This is a genomic window from Sphingomonas psychrolutea (genome assembly GCF_014636175.1).
Lineage (GTDB): Bacteria > Pseudomonadota > Alphaproteobacteria > Sphingomonadales > Sphingomonadaceae > Sphingomonas > Sphingomonas psychrolutea.
Genome location: NZ_BMDW01000025.1, coordinates 1 through 22097, shown reverse-complemented (window position 1 = coordinate 22097; position 22097 = coordinate 1). Strand labels below are relative to the sequence as shown.

The window sequence follows — 22097 nt, the reverse complement described above, 5'->3', positions numbered from 1 at the left end:
GCCGAGGAGGATGCGTTGGAGGTCGTCATCCGTCGATCTGTGGGACGCTCGGCGGCGCCGCGCTTTCGCCGCGCCCGCGCAAATAGCCCTCGATTCCGCTGACGCGATCGCGCAGGTCGCCGTGGGCCTCGGCTAGGCGCGTCAGCCTCGCGTTGAGATTGCCCAGATCCTTGCCGAGATTGTCCACTTGGTCTTTCAGCGTAAGCACTGTCTTGAGCGCGCCGAAAACCTTGTCGCTCGTACTCACCGCTTTTCGCCCGCGAGCACCGCATCAACCACCGCGCACGTCCGCTCGATATCCGCGCGCATCGCCGTGATCGCCGCCTTCATGTCGGCGACCGCCGCCTCAACCTCGGGAAGGATTAGCGCAAGCGCGGCCTCATCCTCGGCACGCTCCGACACGGGCGTGGCGATATAATTGATCGTCGCTTCGCGCAGGACATGGCCGACCGAATGCCCATGAAGCGCGGCATAAGCGTCGAGCTTCGCTTTTTGATCGGGGCTGGTCAGGAAGGTCACACGTTCGGTCTGCATCGGCGGCGCTCCTTATCATGTGATTATAAGGTTTGGGTGATTCGGAGGCAAGCCCGAGTGGCGGTGTCAGCTACCGCAACGAGCCAAACACATCCGCCGTTACGAGAAAACCAATCGACGAGAACAGCATGAGCGCGAACGTTTGGGAAATGACCGCCACCCAGAAGAAGATCGGGGTCCTGTCTCGTTCAACCCAACCATGCGACAGCACCCGCCCTCGTTGCCATGCCTGAACCAAACTCCAGACACACAATCCGGAGACGATCCAAGACAGAAGGCCCAAGGCGTACCACGTGATCACAGCGGAATGTTATCGTGCTTCTTCCACGGATTTTCGAGCTGCTTCCCGCGCAATTTCCGTAACCCCAAGGTAATCCGCCGCCTAGTCGAGTGCGGCTGGATCACTTCGTCGATGAAGCCCTTGCTCGCCGCGACGAACGGGTTGGCAAAGCGTGCTTCGTACTGCGCGGTTTGTTCGGCGATTTCGGCGGGGGAGCGACCGCGGAAGATGATTTCCACCGCGCCCTTGGCGCCCATCACCGCGATCTCGGCGGTCGGCCAGGCATAGTTCAAATCGCCGCGCAAATGCTTCGACGCCATCACGTCATAGGCGCCGCCATAGGCCTTGCGCGTGATGACGGTGATCTTCGGAACCGTCGCCTCTGCATACGCAAACAGCAGCTTCGCGCCATGCTTGATGATGCCGTTCAGCTCCTGCGCGGTGCCCGGCAGGAACCCCGGCACATCGACGAAGGTCACGATCGGAATGTCGAACGCATCGCAGAAGCGCACGAACCGCGCCGCCTTTTTCGAGCTGTTGATGTCGAGGCACCCGGCGAGCACCATCGGCTGATTGGCGACGAAGCCGACGGTGCGCCCCTCGATCCGCCCGAAACCGATCAGGATGTTGCCGGCATGGGTCGGCTGCACCTCAAAGAAATCGCCTTCGTCGACGGTCTTCCGGATCAGTTCGTGCATGTCATAGGGCTGGTTGGCGCTGGCGGGCACCAACGTATCGAGCGACTCCTCCAAACGGTCCCACGGATCGGACGATGGCCGTTCGGGCGGCGCTTCCCGGTTCGAGGCCGGAAGGAAGTCCACGAAGTCGCGGGCCGCGAGCAGCGCCTCGATATCGTTCTCGAAGGCGACATCAGCGACCCCCGACTTCGTGGTGTGCGTCACCGCACCGCCCAATTCCTCCTGCGTGACGATCTCGTTGGTAACGGTCTTCACTACATCCGGGCCGGTGACGAACATATATGAGGAATCCTTCACCATAAAGATGAAGTCGGTCATCGCGGGGCTATACACGGCTCCACCCGCGCACGGCCCCATGATCAGGCTGATCTGTGGCACGACACCGCTTGCCAAAACGTTGCGCTGGAAGACCTCGGCATAGCCGCCAAGGCTGGCGACACCCTCCTGAATGCGCGCGCCGCCCGAATCGTTCAGCCCGATCACGGGCGCGCCGACCTTGAGCGCCATATCCATGATCTTGCAGATCTTCTGGGCATGCGCCTCGGACAGCGACCCGCCGAACACGGTGAAATCCTGGCTGAACACGAACACCAGCCGGCCGTTGATCGTGCCCGATCCGGTGACGACGCCGTCACCCGGAATCTTCTGCTCGGCCATGCCAAAATCGACGCAATTATGCTCGACATACATGTCGAGTTCCTCAAACGACCCTTCGTCGAGCAGCACGTCCAAGCGTTCGCGTGCGGTCAGCTTGCCTTTGGCATGCTGCGCGGCGATGCGCTTCTCGCCACCGCCAATGCGTGCGGCCGCGCGCTTGCGTTCGAGTTCGGCGATGGTTGAGGACATGGGCGCTCCTGCCGCAGGGACTGTGCGCGTCCCTTTCCGTGTTTCGGCGCGGAACGCAACTCCCGGGCTTTCCGCTACGGCCGGACGACCCCCATCGCGATCAGGCTGCGTGCGGTATCGACCAGCGATTCCTCGGCCGGTCGCGGCACCCAGCCAAGCATTTTGCGGGCGTGGCTGGCATCCATCGCGCGCGTCTTACCCAGCTCGCCGATCACCTGGCGGACCATCGGATCGAACAAAGCGGAGATGTGCACGAGGAAATCGGGCAGTTTGCGCGTCGGGATCTTGCGACCGTCCGCGCCGAGCCGGTCTTTCAGCAGCCGCGCGATCTCGACCATCGTGAGGAACGGGCCCGAGGCGATGAAGCGTTCGCCCGCCATGTTGGGGGCGTTGAGCGCGCGGACATGGAGATCGGCGACGTCGCGCACATCGACCACGCCGAAGCCGAAATCGGGGCAGCCGGGGAGCGCGCCCGCGACGATCTTGCGGATCGCCTCGACCGAGGTCGAGAAATCCGCGCTCAGGATCGGCCCGACCACCAGCGTGGGATTGACGCTGCAGAATTCGATGTCGCCGCCCTCTGCCGCCACCCAATCGCGCGCGGCGCGTTCGGCGATCGTCTTCGACTGGACATAGGCGTAGGAATCGGGGTGGTTGACGTCGGTCCAATCGGCCTCGGTATAGGGCGTCGTGCGGCCGGGATGGCCATAGGCAATCGCCGCCGCGGACGAGGTCAGCACGAAGCGTTTTACCCCGGCGTCGCGGGCGAAGCGCAGTGCGCGCAAGGCGCCCTCGCGCGCCGGGCGGATCAGTTCCTGCGCGTCTTTGACGGCGGCGGCGGGGAACGGCGAGGCGACATGCGCGACATGGCTGCACCCCGCGACCGCCTCCGCCCAGCCGGCATCGTCGAGCAGATCGGCGGCAAAGAAGCTGAGCCGCGAATCGTCAACGGCCAGCACACGTCGAATCTCCGCCTCGCGCGCCAGTGAGCGCACCGTCGTGTTGACGTGCCAGCCCTCGGCGATCAGCTGACGAATGAGGAACCCGGCAATGTAACCGCTGCCGCCCGTGACCAGAACCGTACCCGTCATCGCAAGACTCCCGATTGCCTGCGATGGGTTTTACAATGAAACTTAAGTCGCGCCAAGTGGTGCTTGCATTCAAAGGCGCCGACCCGGCACAAGGCGTCGAGGAGAGCATAGCATGGCCGAACAGGACCTCTACCCCGTCCCGCCCGAATGGGCCGCGCAGGCGCGTTACGATGCGGCGGGGTATGAGACGCTCTACGGTCGGTCGATCGCCGATCCGGGCAGTTTCTGGCTCGAACAGGCGCGACGGCTCGACTGGATCAAGCGGCCCGAAATCGCCGGTGACTGGTCGTTCGACAAGGCCGATTTTCACATCAACTGGTTCGCCGACGGGAAGCTAAACGTCTCCGCCAATTGTCTCGACCGGCATCTGGCCAAGCGCGGCGACGAGATCGCGCTGATCTGGGAACCCGATGCGCCGAGCGACGCGCCGCGCCGCTTCACCTACCGCGAACTCCATGCCGAGGTCTGCACCTTCGCCAATGTCCTCAAGGCGCAGGGCGTCGTCAAGGGCGACCGCGTCACCATCTATCTGCCGATGATTCCGGAGGCGGCGTTCGCGGTGCTGGCGTGCGCGCGGATCGGGGCGATCCATTCGGTGGTGTTTGGCGGCTTCTCGCCCGAGGCGCTTGCCGGGCGGATCGAGGATTGCCGATCGACCATTGTCATTACCGCGGACGAAGGCCGCCGCGGCGGAAAGCGCGTGGCGCTAAAGGCGAATGTCGATGCCGCCGCAGAAACGGCACCCGGCCTGAAGACCGTCATCGTCGTGCGGGCGACCGGCGGCGCGGTGACGATGCACCCGCGCGACGTGTGGTATCATGAGGCGGCCGAGGGCGTCCCCGCGACGTGCCCGCCCGAGCCGATGGGTGCGGAGGACCCGCTGTTTATCCTCTACACCAGCGGATCGACCGGCAAGCCCAAGGGCGTGATGCACACCAGCGGCGGCTATTTGCTGTGGGCCAGCCTGACGCACGAGCTCGCCTTCGATTATCGCCCCGGCACTGTGTGGTGGTGCGCCGCCGATATCGGCTGGGTCACCGGGCACACCTACATTCTGTACGGCCCGCTCGCCAATGGCGCGACGACGCTGATGTATGAAGGCCTGCCCAATTGGCCCGACGCGAGCCGCATCTGGCAAGTGGTCGACCGGCACAAGGTCCATACGATCTTCACCGCCCCGACCGCCTTGCGCGCGCTGATGAAGGATGGCGATGACTTCGTCGCGATGACCGATCGCAGCTCGCTGAAACTGCTCGGCACCGTCGGCGAACCGATCAACCCCGAGGCATGGCGCTGGTATCACGACGTGGTCGGCGAAGGCCGCTGCCCGATCATCGACACGTGGTGGCAGACCGAGACCGGCGGCGCGATGATTGCGCCGATGCCGGGTGCGACCGCCTTGAAACCGGGCAGCGCGACCAACCCGATGCCCGGCGTCGACCCGCAACTCGTCGATCCCGAAGGCCGGGTGCTGACTGGTCCGGCAGAAGGCAACCTCGTCATCGCGCGCAGCTGGCCCGGGCAAATGCGCGGCGTGTGGGGGGATCGCGATCGCTTCTTCCAGACCTATTTCACCACCTATCCCGGTAAATATACGACCGGCGACGGCGCGCGGCGCGACGTCGATGGCTATTGGTGGATCACGGGCCGTGTCGACGACGTGATCAACGTCAGCGGTCATCGCATGGGCACGGCCGAGGTGGAATCGGCGCTGGTCCTTCATCCGCACGTCGCCGAGGCCGCCGTCGTCGGCATGCCGCACGACATTAAGGGGCAAGGCATTTACGCCTACGTCACGCTCAACGCCGGGGTCGATCCGCATCCCGATCTGCACCGTGAGCTGATCGTGTGGGTGCGCAAGGAAATCGGCCCGATCGCCGCGCCCGACAAATTGCAATTCGCGCCCGGCCTGCCCAAGACGCGCAGCGGCAAGATCATGCGCCGCATCCTGCGCAAGATCGCCGAGGGCGACGTATCGAGCCTCGGCGACACCTCAACCCTCGCCGATCCGGCGGTGGTCGACGATCTGGTGGCGAACCGCGTGGAGTAAGCCGACCCTGAATAGATGTCGCGCGACCCTGACAGACCACTTGCAGCGCTTTCGACTCGGCGCTATAGCACGGCAACACACCTGAAGGGGGTTCTGAAATGCGTCGTTCCACGTTCGTCCGTCTCACCGCCGCCGTCGCGATCGCGGCGCTTACCGTCCCCGGAATCGCCAAGGTCACGCCCAAGGCCGGCCCGCGCTACGGCACGTTCGGGATCGATCTCACGGCGCAACAGCGCACGCTCAAGCCCGGCGACGATTTCTGGACCTATGCCAACGGCAATTGGGACAAGCGCACGCCAATCGCCGCCGATCGCACGCAGGCCGGCTATGGCGTGGTGCTGAGCGACGAAGCCGAGCAGCAAGTCCGCGCGATCGTCGCCGATCTTGCCGCCAATCCCAAGGCCTATGGCGCATCGGGCCAGCAAATCGGCGATCTCTATGCGAGCTGGATGGATGAAGCCGCCACCGAAGCGCGCGGCATTGCCCCGCTGCAACCCTATCTCGCCAAGATCGCCGCGGTGAACGACAAGGCCGCGCTGCAGATGCTGTTCGCGAGCGTCGGCTATGCCTCGCCGGTCGAGCTCGGCCAATTGCCCAATCCGACCGACCCGACCCGCTATGTCGCCGCGGCCTCGCAAGGCGGGCTCGGCATGGGCGGACGCGATTATTATCTGCTCGAAGGCGCAAAGTATGATGCCTTCCGCAAGGCCTATCGCGACTATGTCATTCAGATGCAGACGCTGGCCGGCATCCCCGATGCCGCGACCAAGGCCGATGCGATCATCGCGCTCGAAACCGCGATGGCCAAGGAGCAATGGAGCCCCGAGCGCCAGCGCAATCTGATGGAAATGTTCAAGCCGATGGACCGCGCCGGCATGAAGAAGCTGGCGCCAGAATTCGACTGGGACCTGATGCTCAAGACCGCCGGGCTCGACAGCATCCCGACCGTCATCATGGCGACCAGCACCGCGCTGACCGCGAACGGCAAGATGCTCGATAGCGTCCCGCTGGCGACGTGGAAGGACTGGGTGGCGTTCCGCTTTGTCAGCGATCACGCGCAATTCCTGCCCAAGCGTTTCGATGACGCGAGCTTCGCCTTTTACGGCAAGACGCTCAACGATCAGCCGTCGCAGCGCGCGCGCTGGAAGCGTGGCGTCGCGCTCGTCAACGGTGCACTGGGCGAGGCGGTCGGGCAAATCTATGTCGCACGCCACTTCCCGCCCGAAAGCGAAGCCAAGATGGGTGAGCTGATCGCCGATCTGCGCGGTGCGCTCGCCGAGCGGCTCACGTCGAACAACTGGATGGACGCCAAGACCAAAGCGGCGGCCATCGCCAAGCTCGACGCGTTCGAGCCGCGCATCGCGCATCCGGTAAAATATATCGATTATGCGGCGCTGAAGATCGATCGCGGCGATCTGATCGGCAATGCCGTCCGCGCGGGCGAATTCCAGCACGACCTCGACCTGCAACGCCTGGTCAAGCCGGTCGACCGCTCCTTGTGGGAAATGACGCCGCAAACGGTGAACGCCTATTACAACCCGCTGATGAACCAGATCACCTTCCCCGCCGCGATCCTGCAGCCGCCCTATTTCGATGCAAAGGCCGATCCGGCGGTGAATTACGGCGCGATCGGTGCGATCATCGGGCATGAGATCGGTCACGGTTTCGACGATCAGGGCAGCCTGTTCGACGGCACGGGCAAGATCGCCAATTGGTGGACGCCCGACTCGAAGAAAGCATTCACCGCGCGCACGGCGGTGCTCGGCGCGCAATATGACGCCTACGAACCGATCCCCGGCACCAAAATCAACGGCAAGCTGACGATGGGCGAGAATATCGGCGATCTCGGCGGGCTCGAAATGGCCTATGCCGCCTATCACCGCTATCAGGCGAAGCACGGCAAGGCGCCCGTCATCGGCGGGCTGACCGGCGACCAGCGCTTCTTCCTGGCCTTCGCGCAAGCGTGGCAGTCGAAGATCCGCGAAGGCGCGGCGCGTGCGCGGCTGCTGACCGATCCGCACAGCCCGCCATATTACCGCGTCAACGGCATCGTCCGCAATGTCGACGCCTGGTACACCGCGTTCAACGTGAAGCCCGGCGACAGATTGTACCTCGCCCCCGAGAAGCGCGTCCACATCTGGTAAAGCCCGCGCGCTTCGCCCATGCTGCGCTCCATAAAATAAGGAGAGGCAGCATGGGCGAAATGCACATCAATCCACTGGCCGCGCATTGCGGAGCGGAAGTCACCGGAATCGACGTGCGCGCGATCGGCGATGACGAAATGGCCGCGATCCGCACCGCGCTCGCCGAAACGGGCGTCGTCTTGCTGCGCGATCAGCAGCTTAGCCCCGAAGATCATATCGCCTTTGCGCGGCGGTGGGGCGCGATCGACGTCAACAATTACTTCCCCGCCAATGGCGGCTATCCCGAAATCGCTGAAGTCCGCAAAGCCGAGACGCAGTTCGTCAATATCGGCGGCGGCTGGCACACCGACCATAGCTATGATCCGGTGCCCGCGATGGGATCGATCCTCGTCGCGCGCGAGCTGCCGCCGGTGGGCGGCGACACGCTGTTCGCGAACATGGGCGCGGCGTACGATGCGCTGTCGGACGGGCTGAAGGCGACGCTTGGCGGTTTACGCGCGGTGCACAGCGCCGATCACATCTATGGCCATGACGGCATCTACGCCAAGACCGACCAGGCCGCCGATCTGAAGGGTCATGACATCAGCGCCAACGCCGTCCACCCGGCGGTGATCCACCACCCGGTGACGGGGCGCAAGCTGCTCTACGTCAACCCCGCCTTCACGCTCCATTTCGAAGGCTGGACGCGCGAGGAGAGCCAGCCGCTGCTGCAATATCTCTACTCGGTCGCGATGCGCGAGGAATTTCAGTGTCGGTTGCAATGGCAGCCGGGTTCGGTCGCGGTGTGGGATAACCGTTCGACCTGGCATTTCGCGGCGAACGATTATCAGGGGCATCGGCGGTTGATGCACCGGATCACGATTTCGGGGGTGGCGTTGGAATAGGCGCCGGGGGGTAGAAAGCGCGCGTATCCTTAGTCGTCACCCCGGCCTTGTGCCGGGGTCCACCGTGGAGCAAGATGCTACGCGTGACGATCGAGCGCGTCCCCTGCGTCTACATTCTGGCGAGCGGCTATAATGGTCGGCTCTACGTCGGCGTTACGTCGAACCTGATCGGCAGGATTTTACAACATCGCGCCGGGACGTTCGACGGGCATACCAAAAAGTACGGGATAAAGCGGCTCGTCTATTTCGAAACCGCCGAAACAATGGACTCCGTCTTTGCCCGCGAAAAGCAGTTGAAACGCTATCGGCGAGACTGGAAGCGCAACCTCATCGAACATGAAAATCCGGCGTGGAATGACCTTGCGGTTGGGCTTGGCCTGCCGCCCCTGGCCGGGTGATGGTGGCACGGTGGACCCCGGCACAAGGCCGGGGTGACGGAAAAACGCTCCTGCCGTCCACGCCCCCAACCGGCTCGAACCCGCCACCCCTACCGCAGCAGCACCAATTCCTCCGCCATTGACGGGTGCAGCGCGACGGTCTGGTCGAACGCGTCCTTGGTGAGGCCCGCCTTCACCGCCACTGCTGCGGCCTGCAAAATCTCCGGCGCGTCCGGCCCGATCATGTGCAGCCCGAGCACCACGCCCGATTCCGCATGACACACCATCTTGTACAAAGCGCGTTCGTTGCGGTTCGCCAGCACGTTCTTCATCGGGCGGAAGTCGGAGGTGTAGACCTTGACCGATCCGAACTTGTTCTTGGCCTGCGCCTCGGTCAGGCCGACGCCCGCCATCGGCGGATGGCTGAACACCGCGCTCGGGATGTTTTCGTAATCGACGCGGTGCGGCTTGCCGCCGAAGATCGTGTCGGCAAACGCCTGCCCCTCGCGGATCGCGACCGGGGTCAGCTGTACGCGGTTGGTCACGTCGCCGACGGCATAGATGCTGTCGCAGGTCGAGGCATTATCGGCATCAACCACCACCGCGCCCGCGTCGTCGAGTTCGACCCCGGCGTTCGCCAGACCGAGGCCGGCGGTATTGGGGGACCGTCCCGTCGCGAACAGCACGCAATCGACGTCGATCGGCTCATGCCCCGTCATCGATACGCGGAGACACCCATCGGGCTGCTGCTCGATCCCCTGAAACGTCGCGTTGAAGCGGAAATCGAGCCCCTTCATCATTGAGATTTGCAGCAGCCGGTCGCGGATCGATTCGTCATAGCCGCGCAGGATCACGTCGCTGCGGTTGATCAGCGTCACCTTCGCGCCGAATTCGTTGAAGATGCCGGCAAATTCATTGGCGATATAGCCCGCGCCCGCGATCAGGATGCGCTTTGGCACCGCGTCGAGATCGAACACCTCGTTCGAAGTGATGCCGTGTTCGTGCCCCGGACATTCCGGCACGACCGGCGCCGCACCGGTCGCGATCAGAATGTATTTCGCGGTCACTTCGCGCCCGCTGCCCAGCGTCAGGCTGTGCGGCCCGGTTACCTCTGCGCGATCGAGGATGATCTCGACCCCGTTATTGGTCAGCGTGTCGGTATAGGCGGCGTTGATGCGATCGACCTCCTCCATCACGTTGTCGCGCAGCCGCTTCCAGTCGAAGTTGAGGTGTTCGGGCACATCCCAGCCGAAGCGCCGCGCGTCCTTCAGATCCTCGGCGAAATGCGCGCCGTAGACGAGCAGCTTCTTGGGCACGCAGCCGCGGATGACGCAGGTCCCGCCGACGCGATATTCCTCCGCCACCGCCACCTTGGCGCCATGCGCCGCCGCAACGCGCGATGCGCGGGTGCCGCCGGAGCCAGCGCCGATGACGAAGAGGTCGTAGTCGAAATCGCTCATTATATTCTCACTCCGTCACCCCGGATTTGTTCCGGGGTCCACCGCGCCTGAAGCGCGGCGATGTTTGTTGCACGGTGGGCCCCGGCGCAAGCCTGTCCCGAGCTTCGTCGAGGGGGCCGGGGTGACGGTCGGGTGTTATCCGAACGCCCGCTTGATCAAATCGGTCGTCGATACGTCGAATTCCTGCCCGCCGGCATCCGCCGCCTTGGCCATTTCCTTGCCCAGTTCCACGCCGAACTGATCGAACGAATTGATCCCGAGCAGCACGCCGTTCACGAAGGTGCGTTGTTCGTAAAAGGCGATCAGCGCGCCAAGCGTGCGCGCATCGAGGTCCTCGAGCAGGATCGTCGACGAAGGCCGATCGCCCGCATAGCTCCGCGCGAGATCGTCGTTCGGGCGGCCTTTCATCAGCGCCGCCCCTTGCGCAAAGGCATTGAGCAGCAATTGCCGGTGATGCTCTTCCGACAGCGTATCGCCCGGCTCGATCACCGCGACGAATTCGACCGGCACGAGGTGCGTGCCCTGGTGGAGCAATTGGAACACCGCATGTTGCGCATCGGTGCCGACCCCGCCCCAAGTGATCGCCGCGGTCGGCCGCCCGACCGCCTCGCCGTCGATCGTCGCGCCCTTGCCGTTCGATTCCATTTCGAGCTGCTGGAGATAGGACGGCAGCAGCCGCAGCCGCTCGTCATAGGCGAAGGTCGCACGCGTCTCGGCGTGGCGGACCTGCGTATAGTAGAGATCGGCAAACGCCGCGAGCACCGGCGCATTCTGGCTGAGCGAGGTCTGGCGGAAATGCCGGTCCATTTCGCCCGCCCCTTCGAGCAATTCCTCGAAGCAATCCCACCCCAGCGCGAGTGCCGCCGGGAAGCCGATCGAAGACCAGAGCGAATAGCGCCCGCCAACGCTCTCGGCGAAGGGCAATACGCGCGTCTCGTCGACGCCCCATTCGACCGCTTTGTCGGGGTCGGCGGTCAGCGCGACGACGCGGCCGTACGCGTCTTCGACGCCGTGCTCGCCCATCCATTGCAGCACCGAATCGGCGTTGGTCAGTGTTTCCTTGGTGGTGAAGGTCTTCGACGCGATCACCAGCAGCGTCGCGGTCGGATCGAATCTGGCGAACACTTCCTCGAGCGCTGCGCCATCGATGTTCGACACGATCGCGACCTCATAGCGGCTGTCCTCGCGGCCCAGCGCATCGATCAGCAGATCGGGCCCGAGCGCGGAGCCACCGATCCCGACGTGCAGCACATGGCGGATCTCGCCGAGCGCCCCGGCCTCGATCGCGTCGATCAGCGCGCGCATCCGGGCGTGGAGCACGCGCGCCTTGGCGACATCGTCTTCGCTGCCTTCGCCGCGTTCGGCGACATGCGTGACGGCGCGGCCCTCGCTGGTGTTGACCGCTTCGCCGGCGAACAGCGCTTCGCGCTTGCCGTGCAGATCCTGCGCCTTGGCGAGCGCGGTGAAGGCAGCGACCGCGTCGGCGGTCAGATGCGTCTTCGACCAGTCGAAATGCAGCCCGGCGACATCGACGCTGAAGCTCGCCAGCCGCGCCGCATCCTCGGCGAACAGCGATTCGAGACGGGGCGAGGGCAGCGCCTCGATCGTGGTCCAGTCGGCCTTGGTCATAGTCACCTCTTCGAAACTCGGTTCCCCTGCGAAAACAGGGGTCCAGCGTAACGGAACACAATGCCCGCGACTCTGGACCCCTGCTTTCGCACGGGAACAGCAGACACAGATCGCCCTAGCGCCGTGCCATTACAACCGCCAGCTTGACGACCAACTTGACGGGGGGGCGGCGCAGCACCAAACCGCGCGGATGGCCGACACCGACACAAAAATCTCGATCAAGCGCGCGAAACCGCCGCGTTCCGAAACGCGCGAGACGCTCACCTTCTTCCTGAAGCTTGCGCTGATCGTGTTCGTGTTGCGCAGTTTTATCGTTGCCCCGTTCAGCATCCCGTCGCAATCGATGCTGCCGCGGCTCTACATCGGCGACTATCTGTTCGTGTCGAAATGGAATTACGGCTATTCGCGCTGGTCGCTGCCATGGGGCGCGCCGTTGCTGCCCGGTCGCATCCTCGGGCGCGATCCGGCGCGCGGCGATGTCGTGGTGTTTCGCGGGCCGCCGGGGAACGACCACGACGTGATCAAGCGCGTCATGGGTTTGCCCGGCGATACGATCCAGATGCGGAACGGGCAGGTAATCCTGAACGGTACGCCGATTCCCAAGCAGCGAATCGCCGATTTCATCATCCCGCTTAGCCCGAACTATCCCGGCGGCAGCGAATGCCCGACCGAGTTCGAGGACAGCGTCGATGGCAAGCCCGTCTGCCGCTACCAGCAATTCCGCGAGACGCTGCCGAACGGCAAGAGCTACGCCGTACTCGATCGCGGTGAGCAGCCCAATGCCGATGAGACCGGCGTGTATATGGTCCCCGCCGGCAACGTCTTCGTGATGGGCGACAATCGCGACGACAGCGGCGATAGCCGGTTCGATCCGCCGCAGGGCATGGGCTATGTCCCGATGGAGCGGATCGAGGGGCGCGCGATGGTGTCGTTTTTCTCGACCGATGGCTCGGCCAATTGGTTCCTGCCGTGGACGTGGTTCTCGGCCGCACGCTGGAGCCGCATCGGGGAGGGGTTTTGAGCGAGCCACTTCGCGACTGGTTGACCGCGACGCTCGGGCATCGACCGGTCGATCTCACGCCGTACGAACGCGCGCTGACGCATGGCAGCCAGGCGGCGGCCAATTACGAACGGCTCGAATTTCTCGGCGACCGCGTGCTCGGCCTCGTCATGGCGCAGTGGCTGTTCGAACTCTTCCCCGGCGAACCCGAAGGTGCCTTGTCGAAGCGGCTCAATACGCTGGTGACGGGCGCGGTCTGCGCCGATGTCGCGCGCGGCCTCGGCGTCGCCGCGCATTTGCGCCTCGGCAAGCAAGCGCGCGACGATGGCGCAGCGGATTCGGACAATGTGCTGGGCGATGTGATGGAGGCGCTGATCGGCGCGCTCTATCTCGAAACCGGGCTCGACGGTGCGGCGCGTGCGATCCGCACCGCGTGGGGCGACCGCGCCAGCCGCGTGCTTTCCGCCCCGCAACATCCCAAGAGCGCGCTGCAGGAGTGGGCCGCCGCGCACAATCGCAAGGCCCCGGCGTATGAAGTGGTCGAACGCTCCGGCCCGCACCACGCGCCACGCTTCCGGGTGAAGGCGATGATCGGGACGTTTGCCGAAGCCGAGGCCGAGGGCAGTTCGAAACAGGAAGCGGAGACCGCTGCTGCGACGGCGCTGTTGGGAAAGCTGCGAAACTAACCCCTCCGTCACCCCGGACTTGTTCCGGGGTCCACTGCGGGGCATGAGCAACACCAGTGGTACGCGTACCACGGTGGACCCCGGGACAAGCCCGGGGTGACGAAAGTGATATATGACCGAACCCACCCCCCAACGCTGCGGCCTCGTCGCGGTCCTCGGCGCGCCCAATGCGGGTAAATCGACGCTGGTCAACGCGCTCGTCGGGCAGAAGGTCGCGATCGTCAGCCCCAAGGCGCAGACCACGCGCGTCCGGCTGATGGGCGTCGCGATCGAGGGCGATACGCAGCTCCTGCTGGTCGACACCCCCGGTATCTTCGAGCCCAAGCGCCGGCTCGACCGGGCGATGGTGAAGGCGGCGTGGGGCGGGGCCGAAGGGGCCGATGTGCTGGCGCTGGTGGTCGATGCCAAAGGCGGGCTCGGCAGCAAGGTCACCACCATTGCCGAGGCGATCAAGGATCGCCGCGAACCCAAATACCTCATCCTCAACAAGGTCGATCTCGCTGACAAGGGCAAGCTGCTGCTCCATGCCGAGAAACTGACCGGCATGGTCCAGTTCGACGAAGTCTTCTTCGTCAGCGCATCGACCGGTGACGGCCTGCCCGAACTGAAGGCGCATCTCGCCGCGCGCATGCCCGAGGGGCCGTGGCACTTCCCCGAAGATCAAGTGTCCGACGCCACCGAGCGCAGCCTTGCCTCCGAGGTCACACGCGAGCAGCTCTATCTCCAGCTCCACGCTGAGCTCCCCTACGCATCCGCAATCGAGACCGAGCAATATCTCGAACGCCAGGATGGATCGGTTGAGATCCACCAGCAAATTCTGGTCGAACGCCCGACGCAACGCGCGATCGTGCTCGGCAAGGGTGGTGCCCGGATCAAGGAAATCGGCGCGCGCGCGCGTGCCGAACTCAGCAGCATCATGGGCCGGCCGGTCCACCTCTATCTTCACGTGAAAGTAAGGCCGGGCTGGGATGACGAGCGTGACGTCTATCGCGAGATGGGGCTGGACTGGGTAGAGTAAGCCCAGCCGATCGGATGCGGGCGCGGCCTCAGGGGAAATCGCATGACCAAGACCGTAAAAGCTGCGCTGGTGCAGGCCGCCCCGATCCCGCTGGCGATCGGCGACGGGATCACCGCCTTGCTCGATCATGTCGCGGATGCCGCCGATATCGGGGCCAAGCTGGTCGCCTTTGGCGAGACCTTCCTCGGCGGTTATCCGTTGTGGCTCGACGAGGCCCCCAATGCCGCGATCTGGGATCATCGCGGCACGCAGGCGCTCCACGCGATCCTGCTCGAACAAGCGCTGCGCCCGAACGACCCGCGGCTCGAACCGCTCCAGCAACTTGTCGACGAAGCCAATATCCTCGTCTCGGTCGGGGCGCATGAACGCGTCCGCTCAAGCCTGACCAACACGCAATATCTGTTCCGCCCGAACCAACCGCCCTTGCTCCACCGCAAGCTCGTGCCGACGCATGGCGAGCGAATGATCTGGGGGCGCGGCGACGGCGCGACGCTCGGCGTGCATACTGCCGAATGGGGCGCGGTCGGATCGCTGATTTGCTGGGAACATTGGATGCCGCTCGCCCGCGCCGCGATGCATCACACCGGCGAAGCGGTCCATATCTCGGCCTGGCCGACGGTACGCCCGATGTACCGCATCGCGTCGCAACATTATGCGTTCGAGGGCCGCTGTTTCGTGCTCGCGGCGGGCACGATCCAGCACCGCGCCGATCTGCTCGACGGGCTGGAGCGCGTCGGCGGCAATGCCGATGCACGCGATCTGCTGCTCGGCATGCCCGATCGCCAGCTTCAGTCCGGCGGCAGCTGCATCATCGCGCCCGACGGCACAATCCTCGCGGAAACCGGTGCCGATGCCGATTTGCTGATCGCCGATCTGGATTTGGCGGCAATCGGTCGCAACCTGACGTCGCTCGATAGCGATGGACATTATGCCCGCCCCGACGTGTTCGAACTCCGCGTCGACCGCCGCGCAAAATTGGGCGTGGCGGATGCGGAGGACGGGTTCACCGCCTGAGCGGCGCGACAGCGCTCGCCCCGCTTTCGGAACGCTTGCATAACGTCCCATTGGGGAGCAGCTTCCTGTCCATAAAAGACAGGAGAGGATTTGCCATGATGATCGACGCTATCGTCGCGCTCGCCGTGCTCGCGGCACCCCAGATCAGCACAGCCCGATCGGTCGGCGCGGGCGGCGGCCCCAACGTGCGGTTCACCGCGACCGGGACGTTCAGCGATGGACAGATGCGCGGAATGGACGGCTATATCGATCGCGACAGCGACAATGACGGCACGCCCGACCAGGTCATGCTCCGCGTCACCTGTGCCGGCGGTGCCGTTGTCTCGGCGATCGTATCGCCGCGCGATTCCGCATCGGGCCTGCCGACCGGCAAGCGCATGCACAAACCATTTGTCATCACCAAGGAACTCGATCGCGTCGGCGGGACCATGGCAAACGACGATTGGGCGACGCGCGTGCAGGGCAAGCCGCAAGTCGCCAGTTGGGATCTCGCAACGATGAAGGGCGGACGCCAAGCCAGCGCGCCCGCTGTGTCGGAACGCGTCCTTGCCCCGGCCGATGTCAGCGCGGTGGTCTGCGCGGGGTCCTGATCGGTCTTCGGCGCGACGGACGGGACATGGCCGACGCCCCGTCCCGCGCCTCGCGCGGTTGCGCGTCAACCATAGCGTCACCCCGCATTGTGCTGTCGAAGGTCGGCGGCTGGCGGTTTGCGGGGTTTAGGATGCAAGCAAAGTCTCCACCCATTCGGGCACCAGTTCCCCCGCCACGCCCAGCCGCGCCTCGTGGAAATACCCGCTCCCCGCCGATCGTTCGAGGTTGAGTTCCAACGTGTGTGCCCCGGCATGGCGCGCGCCCTGCACGAACCCGGCGGCGGGATAGACCGCGCCCGACGTCCCGATCGACACGAACAGATCGGCTTCGCTCAGCGCACGCTCGATCACGTCCATCGCGTACGGCATCTCGCCAAAGAACACGATATCGGGCCGCAGCGCCGCCGCGCCGCATGCCGCGCAGGCCGACCCTGGCGGCAAATCCCCGCTCCACGGCGCTTGCGCGCCACACGCCGCGCAAAGTGCGGACTGCAATTCGCCATGCATGTGCAGCAAGCGCTTCGCCCCGGCGCGCTCGTGCAGATCATCGACATTCTGCGTCACGATCAACAGCGCGCCCGGCCACGCCGCATCGAGCCGCGCCAGCGCGACATGCGCGGCATTGGGCTGCACGGTGATGAGCGCCGCGCGCCGCGCATCATAGAAACGGTGGACCAGTACCGGATCATCGGCCAGCGCCGCGGGCGTACACACATCCTCGACGCGGTGCCCCTCCCACAGCCCGCCCGGCCCGCGAAAGGTGGCGATCCCCGATTCGGCGGAGATGCCTGCGCCGGTGAGGATGACGATGTTGCGTGGGCTGGTCATGCCGGTGACGATACCGCAGGGGCACAGCTTCCGCTATCGTTCGGAGGCCACCAGGCGGTTCTGTATGTCCTACACGCCAGCGATCTGTCATCCTCGCATCCGGCTCTTTCAAACCGTCGGTTTATTCTTGGCACCCCACGCGCCGTGGCACGCCGCCCCACCGCATTGCGACGCAGCATCTTTGGTGCTGTGCAATCGCTTTTATGCCTAAACTTAGCCTAAACTTCCGCGCCGCGGACCACGAGTCGGCAATTTGCCGCATGGCATCTCCCGGCCCGACCCGGTACAGGCGCGCGGAGCAATTCGGGAGAGCGAAGATGACCGCGATCGGCATTATCGGGAGTGCGGGGCGGATGGGGCAGGCGCTCGCCGTCGCCGTGCCCGATCTCGGCGCGACGCTGATCGGCGGGATTGATGCCGGGGGCGATCCGGTTTCGCTGGCGCACGATGCCGCCGTGCTGATCGATTTCTCGACGCCCGCCGCGCTCGAACGCACGCTTGCCGCCGCGCGGTCCGCGCGCACGCCGATCCTGATCGGCACGACCGGGCTGTCGACCACGCACCACGCGCTGATCGATGCCGCCGCAGGCGAAATCGCAGTGCTGCAGACGGGCAATGTCTCGCTCGGCGTCACCTTGCTCGCCAAGCTGGTACGCGATGCCGCCGCGCGGCTGGGACCTGAATGGGACATTGAAATCGCCGAAATGCACCACCGCCACAAGGTCGATGCGCCCTCTGGCACCGCACTCCTGCTCGGCGAAGCGGCGGCGGCTGGGCGCGGCATTACACTGGCCGAGGCAAAGGTCGCTGATCGCGCGGGCCTGACCGGCGCACGCTCGGAGGGGACGATCGGCTTCGCCTCGCTGCGCGGCGGCTCGGTCGCCGGGGATCACCTCGTCATCTTCGCGGGCGAGGGCGAGCGGATCGAAATCGGCCACCGCGCCGAAAATCGCGCGATCTTCGCGCGCGGCGCGATTACGGCGGCGCTGTGGCTCGTCGGCAAACCGGCGGGGCGCTACTCGATGGAACAGGTGCTCGGGGTTTGAAGAAGGCCGACGTCGTCGACTTCTACGCCCGGCTCGCGGCGGACAATCCGCATCCCGAGACCGAGCTTGCGTACGGCAACGCCTATCAGCTGGTCGTTGCGGTCGCGCTGTCGGCGCAATCCACCGATATCGGCGTCAACAAGGCGACGCGGCTTCTCTTCGAAACCGTGAAGACCCCCGCCCAGATGGTTGCGCTCGGCGAGGACGGCCTCAAGCAGCACATCAAGACGATCGGCCTGTTCAACACCAAGGCCAAGAACGTGATCGCTTTGTCGGAGCGCCTGATCGCGCAATATGGCGGCGAAGTCCCGGCGGACCGTGCCGCGCTCGAAACGCTCCCCGGCGTCGGGCGCAAGACCGCAAATGTCGTCATGAACGTGGCGTTCGGTGCGGAGACCTTTGCGGTCGACACGCACATCTTCCGCGTCGGCAACCGCACCGGCCTCGCGCGCGGCAAGACCCCGCTCGCGGTCGAACTGAAGCTGGATAAGGCGACGCCGCAGCCGTTCCGGTTGCACGCTCATCACTGGTTAATCTTGCACGGGCGATATGTCTGCAAAGCGCGGACGCCCGAATGCTGGCGCTGCAACGTCGCCGATCTTTGCGCGTTCAAGCCCAAGACCCCGGCGCCGAAGCTCCGCGCCAAACAGGAGACATGACATGCGCCTGCTGTTCGCCGCTCTTGCCGTCACCGCTGTCGCCGCGCCCGGCATGGCGCGCGACCGCCAGGCGATTCTCGTCGCGACCGAGGTGGGCAAGCCGGAAAGCTGCATCCCGCTGCGCCAGATCAGCGAAACCCGCGTCCATGGCGACCGCACGATCGATTTTATCATGACCGGCCGCAAAGTGTATCGCAACACCCTGCCCTATGCGTGCCCGGGGCTTGGGTTCGAAGAGCGCTTCTCCTACGCAACCAGCCTGAGCCAGCTCTGCTCGGTCGATATCATCACCGTGCTCTATTCCACCCCGGTCCTGCAGNTGACGCTGGCCAAATAGCCGCCACGCAAGGGACTGGCGCAGCGCCCCCGGCTTTGCTAGGCGGGCAATCAGGCACCCGTAGCTCAGCTGGATAGAGCGCTGCCCTCCGAAGGCAGTCTGGGCCGTCCCGTATCTGGAAACCCGTGGAAAACCTACCTTCTGCTGCTCGCCACGGGCGGTTTGGACCCTTTTAGCAGTCTCGGCAAGGGCGGCGTTGTGTCACAGTTGTGGCGGGCCAGACATCCGCCCCGGACGGCTGAAAGGTAGCGGTGCGGCCCGTGGGAACGTCCGGGGCGGAAAGTCAGTGAATGGCCATGGAGTTTTTACTCCACTATGCTAAGGGTTGCCCTACGCTACCCTGAGTAGCTTACAGCCCCGCAAGCCTCCAGTGGGGGTCATCATTATCCCCCATTAAGGTCCACCCATGCACGCCTACACGCCACTAGGGGACCTAGCGCTTCCTGATCGCGCGACGGATCGACGGGATGCTAGGACTTTCGCGCGCTCAATGCTGCTTGCTGGCGGCCCTTGCTCCCCTGAGGCTGAGGCCTTGATTTCATTCATCATTGGTACAGTGGTATTGCCCCACATGAAGGGGAGGGTCCAGGCCCGCCCTACGATGCTATTGCGATATCGGCAGGCCTTGGGACCGTTCCTCTCTGACCTCCTCTACGGCATCCGCGCAGGGCGGTGGAGCAAGCTAAGGACCAGCAACAGCGCCACAGCCGCCTATCCGGGACGGGCTACAGCCTTCAATGCCATGCGGGCCGCTATGGGAGCCTCGGGGCACTTAGAGGAACTGGCGGGCTTCTTTCGGGAAGAGGATAGGTTTGGTCTATCCCATCAAAGGGCGGCTATGACGAGTTTTCGTCCCACGGCCCCGCTCCTTCAGATGGCGAGCGAGCATGGCGTCACGCTAAGCAACTTGGCAGCCCATTTCGCCACGGGGACTGTAGCGCTGCCAGCCGCCTGCGATGCCGTGGAGGCGCGAGCGGAAAAGGTGACAAAATCCGACCGGGCCGTACGGCTCCCAATCGATCCTAAGGACCCTCAGGCGCTCGCCATTATCGCAAGCATGGAAAGCCTGAATGCCTTCCTAATGGCGAAAGGGCGAATCGACGGCATCGTCTTCGCAGGCCTTCGTCGAATATTCAGCCATGCCGGTAAACCGGACTTTGCTTGGCAATGGGGCGGTCGCTTCTATTCCATGCCCCGGGGTGACGCTTACGAAAGTATGAGCGGCGGTGGGGATGAGAGCGGGCGGGGGCGGCGGGCACGCGCAGCATTACTCCGCATTGACGGTGAAGCGGTCGAAGAGGTTGACCTAAGCGCCGCGCACCTAACGATCCTACACGGCCTGCTAGGCCTCCCGTTCGATGCCTCTACGGCCTCCTACGCCCTCCCGGGGCTAGACCATAAAGAAGTGAAGCGCTGGATCATGATCGCGCTAGGCGCATCAGACCCCAAGGCTGGCGGCCCCCGCTGTGCCATTGTGCGGCGTGAGGCCGTAAAGCGCTTTCCGGTCCTTGCGGGACTAAAAGGCCACGGCATCAGCACGCACGACCTTCAATATCATGAAGCGGAAATCATGATGATGGCGATGGCCGAGCTACAGTCCCAGGGCATTGGGTTCCTCCCGGTCCATGACGCACTGATCGTTCCGACGTCGAAGCGTGGGATAGCGGCGGAGGTCCTGAAGAATGCTTTCGAGCGCTACTTCACCGAGAACCTCGGGAAGCCGACCGCGCCCGTGCCGAGCGTCCACTAAGGGGGCCGAATAGCGCCGAAAGTCCCCCTTGCGTCTCGGAACGGCCTTCCGTCGATGTAACAATATCACACGACAGGCGGGCGTGGCACTGCCCGAATATCAAGGCCGCTCAGGCCCCCGTAGAGGCCCGCCGCTCCACCCGCTGGATCGCTGCGCGGGAAACCCCATACGCCTTCGCCAGCACGCCCAGCGAATCCCCAGCGGCCCTACGTTGCCTCACGGCCTCTTGCTGCGCAGTATCTAAGGAAGCGCGACGGCCCAGCACGGCCCCAGCGGCCTTTGCCCGCTTCAAGCCCGCTTGGGTTCGCTCCACGATCAAGTCCCGCTCGAACTCAGCGACGGCATTGATTACCCCCATCGTGAGTTTCCCCGCCGAGCTAGTCAGATCAACCCCGCCAAGCGCGAGACAGTGGACCCGCACACCTGCCACCGCCAAGGCCTCCACCGTTGCCCGCACGTCCATCGCGTTACGGCCCAGTCGATCAAGCTTGCTGACGATCAGCACATCATCGGCCTCTAGCCGGTCCATTAGCTTTGCGAAGCCCGCACGCTCCCGAGCGCACGTGAAACCCGACACCGTCTCAGTCACGACCCGTTTAGGATCGACTGCGAACCCCGCCGCCTCAATTTCTGCAACTTGGTTGTCGGTAGTCTGATCAACGGTGCTTACGCGGCAATATGAAAATGTGCGAGCCATGACAGTTTTCCCTGTATCGATAACGTAGCTCGTTACTGCTTATGTATCGGAATTGCCGTCAAGCTAATAATCGATACACCTCTCAATAGGGGCTCGAAACCGTTCGTTTTCGATACAGCCTCCATCGTAGTCGCGTTGACAAGCGGCTCGGGAGGCTTAGCGTTCCGACCGGGGGTGGCATGCGCAGAGGAACTATAGCGTTCGTATTATCGGGCCTCGCGCTCCTATCGGGTTGTGGCGTGCCGCAAGAGGAGCTGGATCAACGCGACCAACAGATCGCAGCGCTGAAGGTTAGGGTCGAAGCCATGAGAGCAGCTATCTCCGAAGTTGACGACGCGGCCGACACTCTCGACAGCGCAGCAGATACTTTGGACTGGCTTTGTTGCATAACGTCGCGAGAGCATAACCGCGCTTTTACTTGAAGATGTTATGAGAGGCGGACGGTCACCGGTGTTCCTATTTCGGAGAAGCGATTCAGG

The 22097-nt window shown here is 64.4% G+C and carries 21 protein-coding genes; 13 read left to right on the top strand and 8 right to left on the bottom strand.

Annotated elements, in window-relative coordinates; genetic code table 11:
- Positions 1–25 precede the first annotated feature (25 nt).
- From IEV62_RS16010 to IEV62_RS15995, 4 genes are all read right to left on the bottom strand, one after another.
- Positions 26–247 carry a hypothetical protein gene (locus IEV62_RS16010; RefSeq protein ID WP_188449263.1) on the bottom strand — a complete coding sequence of 74 codons (222 nt, stop codon included), beginning with the start codon at positions 245–247 and terminating at the stop codon, positions 26–28.
- On the bottom strand, positions 244–534 hold the full coding sequence (locus tag IEV62_RS16005; RefSeq protein ID WP_188449261.1) for a hypothetical protein: 291 nt from the start codon (positions 532–534) through the stop codon (positions 244–246). The genes IEV62_RS16010 and IEV62_RS16005 overlap by 4 nt, the downstream gene beginning before the upstream one ends.
- Before the next feature lie 297 nt (positions 535–831).
- Positions 832–2358, bottom strand: coding sequence for an acyl-CoA carboxylase subunit beta (locus IEV62_RS16000; protein ID WP_188449258.1), 1527 nt, complete (start codon positions 2356–2358; stop codon positions 832–834).
- Positions 2359–2432: 74 nt separating this feature from the next.
- A complete protein-coding gene (locus IEV62_RS15995) occupies positions 2433–3449 on the bottom strand; it encodes an NAD-dependent epimerase/dehydratase family protein (protein ID WP_188449256.1) in 1017 nt (338 codons plus the stop codon).
- Between the two features lie 112 nt (positions 3450–3561).
- Here IEV62_RS15995 and acs point away from each other — a divergent pair, with 112 nt between their 5' ends.
- From acs to IEV62_RS15975, 4 genes are all read left to right on the top strand, one after another.
- A complete protein-coding gene (gene acs / locus IEV62_RS15990; RefSeq protein WP_188449254.1) occupies positions 3562–5499 on the top strand; it encodes an acetate--CoA ligase in 1938 nt (645 codons plus the stop codon).
- 98 nt (positions 5500–5597) lie between these two features.
- On the top strand, positions 5598–7643 hold the full coding sequence (locus IEV62_RS15985) for a M13 family metallopeptidase (RefSeq protein ID WP_188449252.1): 2046 nt from the start codon (positions 5598–5600) through the stop codon (positions 7641–7643).
- Positions 7644–7693: 50 nt separating this feature from the next.
- The gene (locus IEV62_RS15980; RefSeq protein WP_229733276.1) at positions 7694–8527 is read left to right on the top strand and encodes a TauD/TfdA dioxygenase family protein; all 834 of its coding nucleotides are present in this window, start codon (positions 7694–7696) and stop codon (positions 8525–8527) included.
- Between the two features lie 74 nt (positions 8528–8601).
- Positions 8602–8925, top strand: coding sequence for a GIY-YIG nuclease family protein (locus tag IEV62_RS15975; RefSeq protein ID WP_188449250.1), 324 nt, complete (start codon positions 8602–8604; stop codon positions 8923–8925).
- 89 nt (positions 8926–9014) lie between these two features.
- Here the strand turns inward: IEV62_RS15975 and gorA are convergent, their stop codons facing one another.
- Complete coding sequence (gene gorA / locus IEV62_RS15970) at positions 9015–10364, bottom strand: glutathione-disulfide reductase (RefSeq protein WP_188449248.1); 1350 nt, start codon at positions 10362–10364, stop codon at positions 9015–9017.
- A gap of 135 nt (positions 10365–10499) precedes the next feature.
- Positions 10500–11993, bottom strand: a complete 1494-nt coding sequence (pgi, locus tag IEV62_RS15965) for a glucose-6-phosphate isomerase (RefSeq protein WP_188449246.1) — start codon at positions 11991–11993, stop codon at positions 10500–10502.
- A 190-nt stretch (positions 11994–12183) separates the two neighbouring features.
- Between pgi and lepB the strand changes: the two genes are divergently transcribed.
- The 5 genes from lepB (at position 12184) to IEV62_RS15940 (ending at position 16301) form a co-directional block, all read left to right on the top strand.
- On the top strand, positions 12184–13014 hold the full coding sequence (gene lepB / locus IEV62_RS15960) for a signal peptidase I (protein WP_188449244.1): 831 nt from the start codon (positions 12184–12186) through the stop codon (positions 13012–13014).
- A complete protein-coding gene (gene rnc / locus IEV62_RS15955; RefSeq protein WP_188449242.1) occupies positions 13011–13679 on the top strand; it encodes a ribonuclease III in 669 nt (222 codons plus the stop codon). The genes lepB and rnc overlap by 4 nt, the downstream gene beginning before the upstream one ends.
- 112 nt (positions 13680–13791) lie before the next feature.
- Entirely contained in the window at positions 13792–14697 is a 906-nt protein-coding gene (gene era / locus IEV62_RS15950; RefSeq protein ID WP_188449240.1) for a GTPase Era, read from the top strand.
- A 42-nt stretch (positions 14698–14739) separates the two neighbouring features.
- Positions 14740–15711: a carbon-nitrogen hydrolase family protein gene (locus IEV62_RS15945; protein ID WP_188449238.1), complete on the top strand. Its 972-nt coding sequence runs from the start codon at positions 14740–14742 to the stop codon at positions 15709–15711.
- A gap of 95 nt (positions 15712–15806) precedes the next feature.
- Positions 15807–16301, top strand: coding sequence for an Hcp family type VI secretion system effector (locus IEV62_RS15940; RefSeq protein ID WP_188449236.1), 495 nt, complete (start codon positions 15807–15809; stop codon positions 16299–16301).
- 126 nt (positions 16302–16427) lie between these two features.
- Here IEV62_RS15940 and IEV62_RS15935 read toward each other — a convergent pair whose 3' ends face one another.
- Complete coding sequence (locus IEV62_RS15935) at positions 16428–17129, bottom strand: NAD-dependent deacylase (protein WP_188449234.1); 702 nt, start codon at positions 17127–17129, stop codon at positions 16428–16430.
- Positions 17130–17446: 317 nt separating this feature from the next.
- Here IEV62_RS15935 and dapB point away from each other — a divergent pair, with 317 nt between their 5' ends.
- From dapB to IEV62_RS15915, 4 genes are all read left to right on the top strand, one after another.
- Positions 17447–18175, top strand: a complete 729-nt coding sequence (gene dapB / locus IEV62_RS15930) for a 4-hydroxy-tetrahydrodipicolinate reductase (protein ID WP_188449232.1) — start codon at positions 17447–17449, stop codon at positions 18173–18175.
- Complete coding sequence (gene nth, locus IEV62_RS15925; protein ID WP_188449230.1) at positions 18172–18834, top strand: endonuclease III; 663 nt, start codon at positions 18172–18174, stop codon at positions 18832–18834. The genes dapB and nth overlap by 4 nt, the downstream gene beginning before the upstream one ends.
- A gap of 1 nt (position 18835) precedes the next feature.
- Positions 18836–19171: a hypothetical protein gene (locus IEV62_RS18295; RefSeq protein ID WP_229733274.1), complete on the top strand. Its 336-nt coding sequence runs from the start codon at positions 18836–18838 to the stop codon at positions 19169–19171.
- An 838-nt stretch (positions 19172–20009) separates the two neighbouring features.
- On the top strand, positions 20010–20921 hold the full coding sequence (locus IEV62_RS15915) for a hypothetical protein (protein ID WP_188449229.1): 912 nt from the start codon (positions 20010–20012) through the stop codon (positions 20919–20921).
- 109 nt (positions 20922–21030) lie between these two features.
- Here the strand turns inward: IEV62_RS15915 and IEV62_RS15910 are convergent, their stop codons facing one another.
- The gene (locus IEV62_RS15910) at positions 21031–21618 is read right to left on the bottom strand and encodes a recombinase family protein (RefSeq protein WP_188449227.1); all 588 of its coding nucleotides are present in this window, start codon (positions 21616–21618) and stop codon (positions 21031–21033) included.
- Between the last annotated feature and the right edge of the window lie 479 nt (positions 21619–22097).